Raw genomic sequence first — 16728 nt, 5'->3', positions numbered from 1 at the left:
AGGAGTCGTGCGGTGGTCGGACGGTCTGGCCGCGCCGTCGGGGCCGTTCCGGTGGGACGGGAGGCTAGCTGGTGCGCGGGGCCGGGAGCTGGTCGACGAGTTCGGCGAGGTCCTGGACGACGACGTCCGCGCCGTGCTCGCGCAGCGCGTCGGCTCCGGCGCCGCGGTCCACGCCGACGACGAGCCCGAAGGCGCCGTTCCGACCGGCCTCGACCCCGCTCGTGGCGTCCTCGACGACGACGCACTCGGCCGGGGCCAGCCCGAAGCGCCCGGCGGCGTCGAGGTAGGTGTCCGGCGCGGGCTTGCCGGCGAGGCCGTCCTGACGCGCGACCAGGCCGTCGACGACCACCGGGAAGTGGTCGAGGATGCCCGCCGTGCGCAGGACCTGCGTCGCGTTCGCCGAGCTCGACACGACGGCGACCTGCATGCCGGCGGCGATCGCGGCGACGAGGAACCGGAGCGACCCCGGGTACGGCTCGACGCCGTGCTCGGTCAGCTCGGCCGTGAACTCGGCGTTCTTGCGGTTGCCGAGCGCGCACACGGTGTCGCTCCCGGGGGCGTCGTCCGGCGCGCCCTGCGGGACCTCGATGCCCCGGGACGCGAGCAACGAACGGACCCCGTCGTAGCGGGGCTTGCCGTCGATGTGGTCGAAGTAGTCCTGCTCCGTGTACGGCGCAGCGCCGTGCTCGGACAGGAACGACGTGAACAGGCGGCTCCACGCGCGCATGTGCACGTCGGCGGTGGGCGTCAGCACGCCGTCCAGGTCGAACAGGAGTGCCCGTGTGTCGGCGAGTCGTGCGGGCGTGCGCCGGTCCGGCATCGTCATCGGAGTTCCTCTGGTCTCGGTGGTCGGTTCGGCTCCGATCGAGTCTAGGACCGCCCCGGCTCGGACGCTCAGGCTCGGGAGGACCCGTGTCGACCGCGCCGAGCGGACCTTCCGGGAGCGCTCGGACCGCTCCCCGTCGAGGTTGAGCGTGACGGAAGGCACCACATGAGCACCACCACGACGGCCCAGGACGGCTCGGGCTCGAAGCTCAAGCAGGCGATCACCGGCCCGCTCCTGTTCCTCTTCATCCTCGGCGACGTGCTCGGCGCCGGCATCTACGCCCTCATGGGCACCCTGTCGAAGGACGTCGGCGGCGCGCTCTGGGCACCACTGGTCCTCGCGCTGCTCCTGGCCCTGCTGACCGCGGGCTCGTACGCCGAGCTCGTGACGAAGTACCCGAAGGCCGGTGGCGCCGCTGTGTTCGCCGAGCGGGCGTACCGGACGCCGATCGTGTCGTTCCTCGTCGGCTTCAGCATGCTCGCCGCCGGTGTCACGAGCGCCGCGGGGCTCTCGCTGGCGTTCGCGGGCGACTACCTCGGCACCTTCGTGGACCTGCCGCCGGTGCCGACGGCGATCGTGTTCCTCGCACTCGTCGCCTGCCTGAACGCCCGGGGCATCTCCGACTCGCTGCGCAGCAACGTCGTCATGACGATCATCGAGGTCTCCGGCCTGGTCATCGTCATCGTGGTCGTCGCGGTCATGCTGGGCGGTGGCGGCGGCGACGTCTCGCGCATCGGCGCCTTCCCCGCCGAGGCGAACCCCGCACTCGCGACCCTGAGCGCCGCGATCGTCGCCTACTACTCGTTCGTCGGCTTCGAGACCTCGGCGAACATCGCCGAGGAGGTCCGCGACGTCCGTCGCATCTACCCCCGCGCGCTGTTCGGGTCCCTCGCCGCCGCCGGCGTCGTCTACGTGCTCGTCGCGCTCGCGAGCTCGATCGCCCTGCCGGCCTCGGAGCTGTCCGGGTCGAGCGGCCCCCTGCTGGCCGTCGTGTCGGCGACCGGCGTGCCGATCCCCGACTGGGTGTTCAGCCTCATCGCCCTGGTCGCCGTCGCGAACGGCGCGCTCCTCACGATGATCATGGCGAGCCGCGTCACGTACGGCATGGCGGAGCAGCGGCTCCTGCCCGCCCTGCTCGCGAAGGTCCTGCCGAACCGGAAGACCCCGTGGGTCGCCATCGTCGCGACCACCGTCGTCGCGATGCTCCTGACGCTCGTCGGTGACGTCGGAACCCTCGCCGAGACCGTCGTGCTCCTGCTGCTGTTCGTCTTCATCAGCACGAACGTCGCCGTGCTGGTGCTGCGGAAGGACAGGGTCGAGCACGACCACTTCCGTGTGTGGACGTGGGTGCCGGTGCTCGGGGTGGCGTCCTGCATCCTGCTGCTCACGCAGCAGAGCGGGCAGGTCTGGCTGTACGCCGCCCTGCTGCTGGCCGTCGGCGTGGTGCTGTACTTCGTCGCCCGTGCGACGGGCCGCCGGACCGGTCGCGACCACGAGGCGGGCCGCATCCACTGATCACTCCCCGATCAGCCGACGGTCTGGAGGCTCGGTGCCGGCTGGCACCGAGCCTCCGGTCTGTCGTGTGGTCGCGTCAGCCCAGGGTGCGCACCCAGTCCTGGACGGCCGCGCTGATCTGCGCCCGCGCGTCCTCGCGTGAGATCGTCGCCGTGCGGTCGCCGGGCTGGTCGCCGTAGGCGCCGAAGTCGGCGTGGTTCGCACCCTCGATCTCGACCATCCGCGCCGTGGAGGGGAGCTCGTCGCGGGCAGCGGCGACCTTCTCCGGCGTCGAGAGGCCGTCGCGAGAGCCGGAGACGCTGAGGACCTGGACGTACGAACGAGCGATGTCGTTCGCGCAGTAGCTGCCGAGCAGCAGCAGACCGTCCGCGTCCTGCGCGAGCTGGCACGCGCGGACGCCGCCGAGCGAGTGGCCGCCGACCGCCCAGGTGCGGACACCGGGTGCGTGCGCCTCGAAGGTCGCCAACGGGCGGGTGTCGAAGAACGCCAGGTTCAGCGTCGGCTTCGTGATGACGACGGTGGTGCCCGAGGCGACGACCTGGCGGAAGGTCGCCAGGTACGCGTAGGGGTCGACCTTCGCGCCCGGGATGAAGACGATGCCCTTGCCGTCGTCGCTGCCCGTCGGGGTCATCACGACGCTGTCGCCCACGTCGCGCACGGCCACGCGGTCGTCCCGCCAGACCTGCAGCGCAGCGCTCCTGGTGCCCTGCATGACGATGTTCGCGTACACGAGGAAGACCACCGCGAGCAGCACCACCACGGTGACGACCCAGGCGGTCCAGCGGAGTGCTCGGTTCACGGTCGGTCCTCCTCGTCGGGCCGGTCCTCGTCGGGCTGGTCCTCCTCGGGCCGACGGGCCGTCACGGTCAGCCAGCGCTCCTCGGCGCCGGGGCGGGTGGTCTCACGGACCCGGACGTCGTGCCACCCGGCGGTCGTGACGGCTGCCGCGAGGGCGTCCTCGTCCCAGTAGGTGAACCAGCGGGGGTCGTCGAGCTTCCGGTCGCTCCAGCCGTCACCCTGGCCGTCACCGTCGCCCCGCTTCACCGTCGCCGCGAGGACGCCACCGGGGCGGACCGCCCGGCGCGCGCGCTCGAGCACGGCGGGGGTGTCCGACCGCGCGACGTGCAGGAGGACCGCGTTCGCGACGACGGCGTCGTACGGGCCGCCCCAGCCGTCGCGGCGGACGTCGAGCACGCGGGCCTCGTGGCCGGCGGCGCGGAGCCGGTCGACGAACGCCGTGGTGCCGTCGGTCCGGTCGACACGGAGGCCCGCTGCCTCGAGCGCGTCCGCGTCCCGACCTGGGCCGGAGCCGAGTTCCAGGACGTGGGCGCCGCCGGGCACGAGGCCGAGCAGGTCGTCGACGAGTCCCGCGCGGTGGTCGTCGGTCCGTTCCGTCCAGCGGTCGGCGCCGCGCTCGTACGCGAGGAGCGTGCGCTCGGCGCTGAGGTCGCGGCGCATCACGGTCTCGGTCCGGCCGTCCGGAAGCCGGTCACCGGGGGTGTCCGTCGCGCTGAACCCGATGCGCTCGTACGCCCGGCGAGCGCGGTCGTTGTCCGGCATCACCGAGAGCTCGAGGTGTTCGGTCCCCTGCACGACGAGCACGCGGGCGACCTCGTCGACGAGGCGTGCGACGAGCCCCCGACCGCGGGCGCCCGGCGCGACCCACATCGAGATCAGCTCGGCCAGCGCGGGGTCGTCCGGGTCGGGGACCCCGCTCGCCATCCCGACGGTGTCGCCCTCCTCGACCGCGAGCAGGTCGACCGCGCCCGGCAGCGACAACCGGGTGCGCCAGCGGTGTTCCGGAGCGTCCTGCCAGTCCTCGAGGCGGGAGCCGAACGCCTGCGGCGCGTCGGTGAGGGCGGCGAGGCGGACCGGGCGCCAGACGGCCCAGTCCTCGGCGGTCACCCGGCGCAGCTCGATGGTCACGGATCGACGGTACCGCCCGCTCGTGTCCGGGGGACGCGGGCGGTACCGGCGGTGTCCGTGGTCAGGACGCCGGCGTGAGGTCGTACATCGTCACGCCGTCGACCGTCGTCGGCTCGTAGTGCGCGGCGACCCACTCGGCGATCTCGGCTGCGGCGTCGCTCCCGCTGCTGCTGGTGCTGGTGCTGGTGCTGCCACCGACGAACCAGTGCACCTTCCCCGCGGCGACGAGTGTCCGGAACTCCGCCAGGGTCGGGGCCGGGTCGGTGCCGTTGTAGCCGCCGATCGCCATCACGGGGTCGCCCGTCGCGAGCTGGTACGTGGCGGCGCTGTTCGACCCGACGGTCGCGGCGGCCCAGGTGTACTCGTCGGCGTCCGCGGACAGCGCGGCGACGACCTCGTCGGACACCTCGGTCGAACCGCCGAGCAGGTTCGTGCCGCCGCCGGGGGCGTTCGTGGCGCCGTCGGCGCCGCCCGCGGTCCCCGGGCCGTTCGCGTTCTGGCTCGTCCCGTTCTGGCGCGTCCCGTTCTGGCCGGTCGCGTTCTGGCCGGTCCCGTTCTGGCCGGTCCCGTTCTGGCCGGTCTGGCCGCCCGGTGCTCCGCCGGGGCCGCCCTGACCGCCGGGCGCTCCCTGGCCGCCGGGCGCTCCCTGGCCGCCGGGACCACCCTGACCACCGGGCGCGCCGCCGCGACCGCCGCCGAACCCGCTCGTCGTGACGCTCGGCCCGGCCGACGGGAGCGCACCCGTGTGCCCGACCGTGGTGGTCTGCACCGAGAACGCCGTCGGCCCGAGCAGCGCCGCGACGAGCACGGTCGCCACCGTCGCCCCCGCGAGGCCCCGACCGCGCGGCGGCAGCAGGACGAGGACGGTCCCGACGACGGCCACGACGAGGACCACCCACCGGATCCACGGTTGCCACGACGACGCCTGGGACAGCAGCGCGGACGACCACGCTCCGGAGAGGGCGACGACGCCGGCGGCGACGATGCGCCAGGCGAGGAACGTGCGGCGCTCCCACAGGAGCCCGGCGCCGATGCCGACCACGCCCGCGATGTACGGCGCGAGCGCCACCGTGTAGTACGGGTGGAAGATCCCGCCCATGAAGCTGAAGACCAGCCCGGTGACGAGCAACGAGCCGCCGAGCACCAGCACGGTCGCGAGCCGCGGGTCACGGCGGCGACGGACCCCGATCGCGACGAGGGACACGACGAGCAGCACGAGCGCGGTCGGCAGCAGCCAGGTCACCTGCGTGCCGAACTCCGAGCCGAACAGCCGGGTCAGGCCGGTCGAGCCCCACGACCCCGCCCCGGTCGTCCCGCCGGGCACGACGCTCCCCGTCTCGTCGCCCGTGACCCGGCCGAGCCCGTTGTAGCCGAAGGTCAGCTCGAGGAAGCTGTTCGTCTGCGACCCGCCGACGTACGGCCGAGCCGAGGCCGGCACGAGTTCGACGATCGCGACCCACCACCCGGCGGACACCACCACGGCGAGCGCCGCCGCGGACAGGTGCCCGATCCGCCGGAGCACCGGGCGGGGCGACGCGAGGAGGTACACCCCGACCAGGGGCGGCAGCACGAGGAACGCCTGCAGCTGCTTCGTCAGGAAGCCGAGCCCGACGAGCACGCCGGCCCAGACGACCCACCGCATCCGCCCGGACTCGACCCCGCGCAGCGTCAGGGCGATCGCCCCGACGGTGAGCAGCACGAGCAGGGCGTCCGGGTTGTCGTAGCGGAACATGAGGGTCGCGACCGGGGTCGTGGCCAGGACCGCACCCGCGGTCAGGGCGGCGCCGGCCGAGAACCGGCGCCGGACGATCCGGTACAGGACCGCCACCGACGCGACGCCCATCAACGCCTGCGGCACGAGGATCGACCACGAGTTCAGCCCGAACAACCGGACGGAGATGCCGATCACCCAGAGGAACGCCGGCGGCTTGTCGACCGTGATCGCGTTCGCTGCGTCGGAGGAGCCGTAGAAGAACGCCTCCCAGCTCTGGCTCCCCGCCTGCACCGCTGCCGAGTAGAACGCGTTCGCCCAGCCGTTCACGCCGAGGTTCACGACGTAGAGGACAGCGGTCACCAGCAGCAGCCCGAGGAACGCGGGGCGCTCCCACCGCGCGGTGTCCGCACGGCCGCGGACGAGACCGACCAGGCGGTCGCGGACGCCGTGCGGACGGATGGGTGGCGGGAGCAGGCGCGGGCGCTCGGCGGGGATCGTCTGGGTCATGCCCCCGAGCGTGCGATCCCGACGTGCGCGGATCGTCGGCGCAGCCTTGGACGCCCCTAAGGGACCGGTACGGGCGGGACCAGCAGCCGGCTCCACGCGACCTCGTCCCCGAGCTGCCCGGTCGCGCGGAACAGCTCGACCTGCGTCGTGCCGGCGAGCACGGTCGCGAGCTCCGCGCGATCGGCCGGCGCGAAGCCGAGGCCCTGCCAGAACGGCCCGGACCGCCGACTGAACAACCACGCCCGTCGCGCCCCGCCCGCCGTCGCCTCCGCCATCGCGAACCGAGCGAGCGCCGCACCGCGACCCGAGCCGCGCAGCGCCGGTCCGACGGCGACGCTGCGGAGGAGGGCGTGCCTCCCGTCCGGCCCGGTCTCGTACCCGGTGGTACCGACGACGGCGCCGCCCGGACCACGGAGCGCCCAGAGCCGGACGCCCGGGTCCGACAGCCCCGCGACCGTCAGGTCGCACGCCGACAGGAAGGCGTGCACCTCGTCGACGTCGTCCGGCCCGACGCGGACCGGCGTCGGCTCAGCGAGCGGCACGGACCGGCACGTCGGTCGCCGACGACAGCGGCCAGCGCCGGTCGAGCCAGGGGCCGAGCACCGAGTCGAGCAGGAACCGTCCGGCCAACCGCCCGACCGCCCAGTACGCCCCGACGAGCAGGAACACCAGCGGGGACCACACGTGCAGGACGAGGAGCAGGACCGTGACGATCCCGAAGGCGATCCCGACCGCGGAGTACAGCGACCAGAACCCGCCGACGAACCGGTCACGCGCGGCCTGCTCCGACGCAGCTGCAGCCGCGGCGGCCTCGGTCCGCTCGTCGAGCCCGCGCACGCCCGGCTCCAGCTCCGCGGGGTCGTCCTGCGCGAAGAGCTCCCGCACCGGGACCTCGAGCGCCCGGGCGATCGCGGACAGGGTCTCGAGGCTCGCGTCGTTCCCGCCCTCGAGTCGTTGCACGGTCCGGACGGCCACGCCGCTCGCCTCGGCCAGCCGTTCCTGGGTCCAGCCGCGCTCACGTCGGAGGGTGGCGATCCGCATCTCGTTCATGGTGCCGAGCCTAGGAACGCCCGGGGCGACAGCACCACGACACGGACACGACACGCACCCGCCAGTGCCCCGTCACGGCCCGTCAGACCCCGCTCGGGTCGAACCGGTACCCCATGCCCGACTCGGTCACGAGGAACCGCGGGTGCGACGGCTCGGGCTCGAGCTTCCGCCGCAGCTGCGCCATGTAGAGCCGCAGGTACCCGGAGTCGTTGCCGTGCGTCGGACCCCACACCTCGGTCAGGAGCATCTCGCGGGTCATCAGCCGCCCGGGGTTCGTGACGAGGACCTCGAGCAGCCGCCACTCGGTCGGGGTGAGCCGGATCGCGGGGCCGGTCGGCGGGGTGACCTGCTTCGCGACGAGGTCGACGACCAGATCGCCGATCGTCACCGTCGGCGTGACCCCCGCGGTCGCCGCGGCCGACGCCTGCCGCCGTCCGAGGGCTCGGAGTCGGGCGAGCAGCTCGTCCATCTGGAACGGCTTCGTGACGTAGTCGTCCGCTCCGGCGTCGAGCGCGTCGACCTTGTCCGACGAGTCGGTCCGCCCGGAGAGCACGAGCACCGGCACCTGCGACCACGCGCGGATGCCCTCGAGCACCCCGATGCCGTCGAGTCGGGGCATGCCGAGGTCGAGCATGACGATGTCGGGGCGCTCGGTGATCACGGCGTCGATGGCGGCCCGACCGTCACGGGCGGTGGCGACGTCGTACCCGCGCGCGGCGAGCGTGACGGACAGGGCGCGGACGAGCTGTGCGTCGTCGTCGGCGATGAGGACCTTCGTGCTCACTTGACATCCACTCCCAGGTGTCCGGCGATCGGCAGCCGCACGACGACGGTGAGCCCGCCGCCCGGGGTGTCGTCGACCTCGATGGTGCCGCCCATGCCCTCGGTGAACCCGCGGGCGAGGGCCAGCCCGAGGCCGAGACCGGTCTCGTTGTCGGTGTCCCCGAGCCGCTGGAAGGGCTGGAACACCTCGCCGCGGCGGTCCTCGGGGATGCCGGGTCCGTGGTCGGCGACACGCAGCTCGACCCCGCCGCCGAAGGCGCTGGCGGCGACCCGGACCCGGGTGCCCTCCGGCGCGTAGCGCTGCGCGTTCGCGAGCAGGTTGACGACGACGCGCTGCAGGAGCACCGGGTCGGCGAGGACCGGCGGCAGGTCGGCGGGCAGGTCGAGGTCGACGTCGTCCGGCCCGAGTTCGAGCTCGTCGAGCGCGGGGGCGACGACCGTCTCGAGCGCTGTGGGCAGCGGGGTGACGGCGAGCACCCCGGCCTGGACCCGGCTGACGTCGAGCAGGTCGGCCAGCAGGACCGCCAGCTGACCGAGGCTCTCGTCGGCGGTGGCGAGCAGTGCCTCCCGGTCGGGTGCCGACAGCTGGATGTCGGACGCCCGCAGCGTCTGCACGGCGGCGGAGGCCGCCGCGATCGGCCGGCGCACGTCGTGGCCGACGGCCGCGAGGATGGCGCTCCGTACCCGGTCGGCCGCCGCGATCCGCTCGGCGTCGACCGCGGTGCGGGTGAGTCGGCGGTGCTCGACCGCGGCGTCGAGCTGCTGCTCGACGACGCGCAGCAGCCGGCGCTGGGTCGGGTCGTCGGGTGCGCCGGAGAACTCCAGGACGGCACCGGACGGGAGGCTCGTGGTCGCGTCCGGCCCGTCGGCGAACGTCCCCGACGTGGCCGGGACCTCGTCGCCCTGCCGGATCCGCACGCCGGTGAACCCGAACGCCTCGCGGGTGCGGTCGAGGAGCGCCTGCAGGGCGTCGTCGCCGCGGAGGACGCTGCCGGCGATCCCGACGAGCAGCCCGGACTCGGCGGCCGCGCGACGGGCGGCTCGACTGCGGCGGGCGGACCGGTCGACCACGAAGCTGACCAGGACGGCACTGATCACGTACATCACGAGGGCCACCAGGTGCCACGGTTGCTGGACGGTGACCATGTAGAGGGGTTGCACGAAGAAGTAGTCGAGGCTCAGCCCGGAGAGCACCGCGGTGAACACCGCCGGCCACATCCCGCCGGTCAGGGCGACGACGAGCACGAGCAGCTGGTACGACAGCACGTCGACCGTGATCGAGTCGGGGTCGCTGCCGAGCGACAGCAGCCAGGTCAGCAGCGGGCCGAGCAGCAGCGAGACCGCGAACGCCGCGGCGATCCGGCCGCGCGAGAGGCTGCCGCCGAGCTTCGGCAGGGCGAACCCGCCGCCGGCGCGCTCGTGCGTGACGACGTGCACGTCGATGTCGCCGGACTCACGGACCACCGTGTTGCCGATGCCCGGCCCGGTCAGTGCGGCGGCGAGGCGGCTGCGACGGCTGACGCCGATCACGATCTGGGTCGCGTCGACCGACTTCGCGAAGCGCACGAGGGTGCTCGGCACGTCGTCGCCGACCACCTGGTGGTACGTCCCGCCGAGCTGCTCGAGCAGGGCGCGCTGCTTGCCGAGCGCGCCGGGGTGGCGCTCGCGCAGCCCGTCGTTCGTCGTGACGTGCACGGCCGCGAGCTCTCCACCGGCACTGCGGGCGGCGATGCGGGCACCGCGGCGCAGCAGGGTCTCGCCCTCGGGACCGCCGGTCAACGCGACGAGGACGCGCTCTCGGGTCTCCCACCGGTGGTCGATGCCGTGCTCGGCGCGGTAGGCCTTGAGCGCGTCGTCGACCTCGTCGGCGAGCCAGAGCAGGGCGATCTCGCGGAGCGCGGTGAGGTTGCCGAGGCGGAAGTAGTTCGAGAGCGCCGCGTCGATGCGAGCGGCCGGGTAGACCAGCCCGTCCGAGAGCCGTTCGCGCAGGGACGCCGGCGACAGGTCGACGACCTCGATCTGGTCGGCGGCGCGGACCACGGTGTCGGGGACGGTCTCGCGCTGCACCGTGCCGGTGATCTCGCGGACGACGTCGCCGAGGGACTGCATGTGCTGGATGTTCACGGTCGAGATGACGCTGATGCCGGCGGCGAGGAGCTCCTCCACGTCCTGCCAGCGCTTCTCGTTCGGGCTGCCCGGGGCGTTCGTGTGCGCGAGTTCGTCGACGAGGGCGACGTCGGGTGCCCGTGCCACGACCGCGTCGAGGTCCATGTCGTCGAGTGCGACGCCGCGGTGCTCGACGACGCGGCGGGGCACGAGCTCGAGACCGTCGACCAGGGCTGCGGTGGCGGCTCGCTCGTGGGTCTCGACGACGGCGACGACGACGTCCCGGCCCTCGGCGCGCAGCCGGTGGCCCTCCTCGAGCATCGTGTACGTCTTGCCGACACCCGGAGCGGCGCCGAGCAGCACCCGGAGTTTCCCGCGCTTCACGTGCTCATCCTCCCGCGGTTCGGTGTGGTGTGGTGGTGGTGCGTGGTGCGACGTGCTGCCGAACAACCGGAAGCACGTCACACCACGCGGTTCCGCGGCGCGAGGTGCTTCCGGTTGTGCTGGCGGCTCCGCCCTCGGGCCGGACCGGGCCGGCCACGGCCAGGCCGAGCCAGACCGGCCGGACCGGCCGGCCGGCCGGCGTCAGCGTTCGGCGGCCAGGGCCAGGTTCAGCTCGAGGACGTTCACGACCGGCTCGCCGAGGAACCCGGTCTGCCGGGACTCGGTGTGCTGCTCGACGAGCGTGCGGACCGTCGACTCCGACAGACCCCGGGCGTCGGCCACCCGGGCCACCTGCTGCAGCGCGTACTCCGGGCTGATGTCCGGGTCGAGCCCCGAGCCCGAGGCGGTGACCGCGTCGGCGGGCACGTCGGCAGCGCTGACCCCGTCGGCCTCCGCCACGGCGGCCCGCCGCTCCTCGATGCTCTTGAGCAGGTCGGGGTTGTTCGGCCCGAGGTTCGAGCCGGACGAGGCGTTCGCGTCGTAGCCGTCCTCGCCCGCGGCACTCGGACGCGACTGGAACCAGCGGTCGGCCTGGGCACCCGCGAAGGACTGCCCGATCAGGGACGAGCCGACGACCTTCCCGGAGGAGTCGGTGACCATCGAGCCGTTCGCCTGGTCGTGGAAGGCCGCCTGCCCGACGCCCCACACCGCGAGCGGGTAGGCGACGCCGAGGACGACGGTGGACAGCAGGGCGAGACGGATCGCCACACCGGTGGAACGGAGGAAGGAGCGTGATGAGGAAGCCATGGTCTAGAACCCCGGGATGAGACCGACCACGAGGTCGATCGCCTTGATGCCGATGAAGGGGACGATGACGCCGCCGAGCCCGTAGACGAGCAGGTTGCGTCCGAGGACGGACGATGCCGAGGCCGCCCGGTAGCGCACACCCCGCAGCGAGAGCGGGATGAGCGCCACGATGACGAGCGCGTTGAACACGACGGCCGACAGGATCGCCGACGCCGGGCTGTGCAGCCCCATGACGTTGAGCGCCGCGAGGCCGGGGAACGCCGCCTGGAACATCGCCGGGATGATCGCGAAGTACTTCGCGACGTCGTTGGCGATCGAGAACGTGGTGAGCGCTCCGCGGGTGATGAGCAGCTGCTTCCCGATCCGGACGACGTCGATGAGCTTCGTCGGGTCGGAGTCGAGGTCGACCATGTTGCCGGCCTCCTTCGCAGCGGTCGTGCCGGTGTTCATCGCGACGCCGACGTCGGCCTGTGCCAGGGCGGGGGCGTCGTTCGTGCCGTCACCGGTCATCGCGACGAGGTTCCCGCCCTCCTGTTCCTTCCGGATGTAGGCGAGCTTGTCCTCGGGCGTGGCTTCGGCGAGGAAGTCGTCGACGCCGGCCTCGGCGGCGATCGCGGCCGCGGTGCGGGGGTTGTCGCCGGTGATCATCACCGTGCGGATGCCCATCGACCGCAGCTCCGCGAAGCGCTCGGCCATGCCGTCCTTCACGACGTCCTTCAGGTGCACGACCCCGAGCAGGTCGACAGCGCCCGAGGCCGAGCGACGGCCGACGACGAGCGGCGTCCCGCCCTGGTCGGAGATCTCGGCGACCGCGGTGTCGACCGCGGCGACCACGGCGGCGTCGGCAGACCCCGCCCAGGCGAGCACGGCGGCCGCTGCACCCTTGCGGATCTGCGATCCGTCGGCCAGGTCGAGCCCGGACATGCGGGTCTGCGCGGTGAAGGGCACCTCGAGCGCACCCGCCGGGGTGCCGGGCGTGATGCCGTCCTGCTCGGCGAGCGTGACGATGGAGCGGCCCTCCGGCGTGCTGTCCGCGGCGCTCGACAGGGCTGCGGCCTCCATGAGCGTCGCGACCGTGACGCCCGGGACGGGCACCATGCGCGATGCCTGCCGGTTGCCGTACGTGATCGTGCCGGTCTTGTCGAGGAGCAGCGTGGTGATGTCCCCGGCCGCCTCGACCGCGCGCCCGGACATCGCGAGCACGTTGTGCTGCACGAGCCGGTCCATGCCGGCGATGCCGATCGCCGAGAGCAGCGCGCCGATGGTGGTCGGGATGAGGCAGACGAGCAGGGCGATGAGCACCGGCACGCTGACGGTCGCACCGACGAGGCCGGCGATGGGCTGCATCGTCAGGCAGACGATCACGAAGACGATCGACAGCGACGCCAGCAGGATGTTCAGCGCGATCTCGTTCGGCGTCTTCTGCCGCGCGGCACCCTCGACGAGCCGGATCATCCGGTCGATGAAGGTCTCGCCGGGCGTCGAGGTGATGCGCACGACGATCCGGTCGGACAGCACCCGCGTCCCACCGGTGACGGCGCTGCGGTCGCCACCGGACTCGCGGATGACGGGCGCCGACTCGCCCGTGACCGCGGACTCGTCGACGCTGGCGATGCCCTCGACCACGTCACCGTCGCCGGGGATGACCTCGCCGGCGACGACCACCACGACGTCGCCCTTCGCGAGGTCCACCGAGGCGACCTCCGCGGTGTCGTTCGACAGCGCGGCGGCGTCGGACGCATCCCATCGCAGCACCCGGCGGGCGCTGGTCGTCGAGCGGGTCTTCCGCAGGGTGTCGGCCTGCGCCTTGCCCCGGCCCTCGGCGACGGCCTCGGCCAGGTTCGCGAAGACGACGGTCAGCCAGAGCCACACCGCGATCGCGGCGGTGAACACCGACGGCTCGACGAACGCGGTCACGGTGGTGAGCGCGGCGCCGACCTCGACGATGAACATGACGGGGTTGCGCCACATCAGGCGCGGGTCGAGCTTGCGGAGGGCGCCCGGGAGGCCCGCCGCCAGTTGACGGGGACCGAACGCGGACGATCGGGTGACCGGCCGGGAGGCACTGCTCGCCTCCGGCGCACTGGTCACGGTGGACGAGGGGGTCGGGGTGGACACGGGTTCGGTTCCCATCAGGAGAGGGCCTCCGCGAGCGGGCCCAGGGCGAGCACGGGGAAGTAGGTGAGTGCGGTGACGATCACGGCGACGGCACCGAGCAGGCCGATGAACAGCGGCCGGTGCGTCGGCAGGGTGCCGACGGTCGCGGGCACCTTGTCCTGTGCGGCCAGGGACCCGGCGAGCGCCAGCACGAGCGCGATCGGGATGAACCGGCCGAGCAGCATCACGACGCCGAGCGCCGAGTTCATCCACGTGGTGTTCGCGGTGAGACCGCCGAACGCCGAGCCGTTGTTGTTCGCGCCGGAGGTGAAGGCGTAGAGCAGCTCGGACAGCCCGTGGTTGCCGGGGTTGAAGATGCTCGTGCCGAGGACCTGCTCACGGACACCCGGGATCACCAGGGACAGTCCGGTGCCGAGCAGCACCAGGGTCGGCGTGACGAGGATGTACAGCGCCGCGAAGGTCATCTCACGGGCGCGGATCTTCTTGCCGAGGTACTCCGGGGTCCGGCCGACGAGCAGTCCGCCGATGAACACCGTGATCACGGCGAGCACGAGCATGCCGTACAGGCCGGAGCCGACGCCGCCGGGGCTGATCTCGCCGAGCATCATGTTGAGGAGCGCCATCATCCCGCCGATCGGCGTGAAGCTGTCGAACATGCCGTTCACGGCGCCCGTCGACGTGGCGGTCGAGGTCGTGCCGAAGAGCGTCGTGCCGAGGATGCCGAAGCGCATCTCCTTGCCCTCCATCGCCGCACCGGCCGCCTGCGTGGCGCTGCCGCCGCCCGCGAGCTCGGCGATCGACATCACCGAGAGCGACACGAGGAAGATCGCGCCCATCACGGCGAGGATTGCGTACCCCTGGCGGTCGTCACCGACGAGCCGCCCGAACGTGCGGGGCAGCGAGAACGGGATGACGAGCATGAGGAAGACCTCGACGAGGTTCGTCCACGCCTGCGGGTTCTCGAACGGGTGCGCCGAGTTCGCGTTGAAGTAGCCGCCGCCGTTCGTGCCGAGCTCCTTGATCGCCTCCTGCGACGCGACGAAGCCGTCGGGGATGTGCTGGGTGCCGCCCGCGAGCGTGGTGATGTCCGTGCCGCTGCCCCACGACTGCACGACGCCGCCGGCGACCAGGACGATCGCGAAGACGAAGGCCCCGGGGAGCAGGAGCCGGCCGGTGCCGCGGACGACGTCGACCCAGACGTTGCCGAGCGTGCCGCTCCTCCGCCGTGCGAACCCGCGCACCAGGGCCACGGCGACCGCGAGCCCGACCGCGGCGGACAGGAAGTTCTGCACCGCCAGGCCTGCCATCTGCACGGAGTACCCCACGGTGGCCTCGGGCGAGTACGACTGCCAGTTGGTGTTCGCGACGAAGGACGCGGCGGTGTTGAACGCGAGCGACGGGCCGACGTTCGGCAGCCCGAGGTCACCGGGCAGCACGACCTGGATGCGCTGCAGCAGGTAGACGAGCAGCACGCCGACGGCGCTGAAGAGCAGCACGCCGCGCAGGTACGCGGGCCAGGACTGCTCGGCGTCGGGGTCCACACCGATCACGCGGTAGACGCCGCGTTCGATGCGGGCGTGCCCCGTGGGCGTGTAGACACGCGCCATCCAGTCACCGACCGGGCGGTACGCGACCACGAGGAGCAGGACGAGGGTCGCGACCTGGGCGATCCCGGCCCAGGTGTCGGCAGCGCTCATCAGAACCGCTCCGGGTGCACGAGCGCCCACACGAGGTAGACGACCGAGGCGATGCCGAGGACGGCGGCGGCGATGGTGACGACGATCACAGCCGCTCCACCCCCTTGGCGATGAGTGCCACGACACCGAACACGGCGAGGACACCGGCGACGACGAAGACGTCGAACACGAAGGACTCCGTTGGTTGCTGCGGGTCCGACGCCGGGCGGCGCGGACCGCACCACGTGTGGTGCGGTACCGATGCTGGTTCCGGCCGTGTGCCTCCAGGCCGGTCCTCACGGAATCCTCACGCCGTCCTGACGGACGCGTGCACCGCCCTAACGCACCGCCGCGCGCTCCAGCCGTTCCGCCGATCTGCGGACGGCGGCGCGGAGTTCCTCCGGCCCCTCGACCACGAACGGCACCGTCAGCCTGGCGATCGCGCCAGCGAGACCGTCCCACGACCAGGACCCGAGCGTCAGCCGTCGACGGTCGTCGACGGGGTCCCCGAGCACGGCGCCCTCCGGCAGGAACGGGGCGACCCGCGCGGCGTCGGCAGCGGTCAGCGAGACCGACCCCGTGCACGGCCACGCGTCGTCGCGGTCGGACCCCTTGAAGCGGGCCGCCACGAAGGCTGCCACGTCCCCACCGGGTACGGGTCGCTGCACGAACGGGAGCCGCGTCCGCATCCGCGGGGCGATCCGGGCCACCCGGTAGGTCCGCCAGTCGTCGTGCTCGGGCTCCCACGCCAGCAGGTACCACCGACCGTGCCGGGCGACCACCGCGTGCGGTTCGACCCTGCGGGGACGGTCGTCCGTGCCGTACCCGAACCGGAACACCTCGTGGCGCTGCACGGCCTCGCTGACGGCCACCAGCACGTCCGGATCGACCCGCGGGGCGGACGATCCCACGACGGCATCCACCAGGTCCACCCGGTCCCGGAGCCGTTCGGGCATGACCTGTCGCACCGTCGCGAGCGCGCGGGTGGCGGCCTCGGCGATGTCGGCACCCGATGTCGGCGCCACCGCGAGGGCGAGGGCGATCGCCACCGCCTGGTCGTCGTCGAACAGCAGCGGCGGCAGGTCCGATCCGGCGGCGAGTCGGTAGCCGCCGGCCGGACCGCGGACGGAGTCGATGCGGTAGCCGAGGTCCCGGAGGCGGTCGACGTCGCGGCGGAGGGTGCGCGGACTCACGGTCAGGCGACCGGCGAGCTCGTCGCCCGTCCACTCCCGGTGCACCTGCAGCAGGGAGAGCAGCGCGAGCATGCGCGAGGAGGGTCCGGACACGTCGTCCATCCTCGTCGGAGAAGCGGTCAC

Annotated in this window: 14 protein-coding genes; 1 reads left to right on the top strand and 13 read right to left on the bottom strand. The window is 73.0% G+C overall.

The window, feature by feature from the left end; all coding sequences use genetic code 11:
• Positions 1-64: 64 nt before the first annotated feature.
• Positions 65-826, bottom strand: coding sequence for an HAD family phosphatase (locus JOD95_RS10125; protein WP_209684867.1), 762 nt, complete (start codon positions 824-826; stop codon positions 65-67).
• 165 nt (positions 827-991) lie between these two features.
• Here JOD95_RS10125 and JOD95_RS10120 point away from each other — a divergent pair, with 165 nt between their 5' ends.
• Entirely contained in the window at positions 992-2341 is a 1350-nt protein-coding gene (locus tag JOD95_RS10120; RefSeq protein WP_209684866.1) for an APC family permease, read from the top strand.
• Positions 2342-2417: 76 nt separating this feature from the next.
• Here JOD95_RS10120 and JOD95_RS10115 read toward each other — a convergent pair whose 3' ends face one another.
• The 12 genes from JOD95_RS10115 to JOD95_RS10060 form a co-directional block, all read right to left on the bottom strand.
• A complete protein-coding gene (locus tag JOD95_RS10115) occupies positions 2418-3140 on the bottom strand; it encodes an alpha/beta hydrolase (protein ID WP_209684865.1) in 723 nt (240 codons plus the stop codon).
• Positions 3137-4267: a bifunctional GNAT family N-acetyltransferase/class I SAM-dependent methyltransferase gene (locus JOD95_RS10110; protein WP_209684864.1), complete on the bottom strand. Its 1131-nt coding sequence runs from the start codon at positions 4265-4267 to the stop codon at positions 3137-3139. Before JOD95_RS10110 ends, JOD95_RS10115 begins: the two co-directional genes overlap by 4 nt.
• Before the next feature lie 61 nt (positions 4268-4328).
• Positions 4329-6488, bottom strand: coding sequence for a glycosyltransferase family 39 protein (locus JOD95_RS10105; protein ID WP_209684863.1), 2160 nt, complete (start codon positions 6486-6488; stop codon positions 4329-4331).
• 56 nt (positions 6489-6544) lie between these two features.
• Complete coding sequence (locus JOD95_RS10100) at positions 6545-7030, bottom strand: GNAT family N-acetyltransferase (protein ID WP_209684862.1); 486 nt, start codon at positions 7028-7030, stop codon at positions 6545-6547.
• Positions 7017-7538, bottom strand: coding sequence for a helix-turn-helix domain-containing protein (locus tag JOD95_RS10095; RefSeq protein WP_209684861.1), 522 nt, complete (start codon positions 7536-7538; stop codon positions 7017-7019). Before JOD95_RS10095 ends, JOD95_RS10100 begins: the two co-directional genes overlap by 14 nt.
• A gap of 82 nt (positions 7539-7620) precedes the next feature.
• The gene (locus tag JOD95_RS10090) at positions 7621-8322 is read right to left on the bottom strand and encodes a response regulator transcription factor (protein ID WP_209684860.1); all 702 of its coding nucleotides are present in this window, start codon (positions 8320-8322) and stop codon (positions 7621-7623) included.
• Positions 8319-10811, bottom strand: coding sequence for an ATP-binding protein (locus JOD95_RS10085; RefSeq protein ID WP_271826571.1), 2493 nt, complete (start codon positions 10809-10811; stop codon positions 8319-8321). Before JOD95_RS10085 ends, JOD95_RS10090 begins: the two co-directional genes overlap by 4 nt.
• A 201-nt stretch (positions 10812-11012) precedes the next feature.
• A complete protein-coding gene (gene kdpC, locus JOD95_RS10080) occupies positions 11013-11618 on the bottom strand; it encodes a potassium-transporting ATPase subunit KdpC (protein WP_209684858.1) in 606 nt (201 codons plus the stop codon).
• Positions 11619-11621: 3 nt separating this feature from the next.
• Positions 11622-13751 (bottom strand): potassium-transporting ATPase subunit KdpB, encoded by a 2130-nt coding sequence (gene kdpB / locus JOD95_RS10075; protein ID WP_209684857.1) that lies wholly within the window; start codon positions 13749-13751, stop codon positions 11622-11624.
• Positions 13751-15433 carry a potassium-transporting ATPase subunit KdpA gene (kdpA, locus tag JOD95_RS10070; RefSeq protein WP_209684856.1) on the bottom strand — a complete coding sequence of 561 codons (1683 nt, stop codon included), beginning with the start codon at positions 15431-15433 and terminating at the stop codon, positions 13751-13753. Before kdpA ends, kdpB begins: the two co-directional genes overlap by 1 nt.
• Positions 15433-15522, bottom strand: coding sequence for a potassium-transporting ATPase subunit F (locus JOD95_RS10065; protein ID WP_058729515.1), 90 nt, complete (start codon positions 15520-15522; stop codon positions 15433-15435). Before JOD95_RS10065 ends, kdpA begins: the two co-directional genes overlap by 1 nt.
• A gap of 228 nt (positions 15523-15750) precedes the next feature.
• A complete protein-coding gene (locus JOD95_RS10060) occupies positions 15751-16707 on the bottom strand; it encodes a YafY family protein (RefSeq protein ID WP_245172155.1) in 957 nt (318 codons plus the stop codon).
• Positions 16708-16728: the final 21 nt, after the last annotated feature.

It is taken from the genome of Curtobacterium sp. 1310 (assembly GCF_017834105.1).
In the GTDB taxonomy this organism is placed as follows: Bacteria; Actinomycetota; Actinomycetes; order Actinomycetales; family Microbacteriaceae; genus Curtobacterium.
The sequence above is the reverse complement of the archived record's forward strand: the minus strand, read 5'-3'. Positions and strand labels throughout refer to the sequence as shown.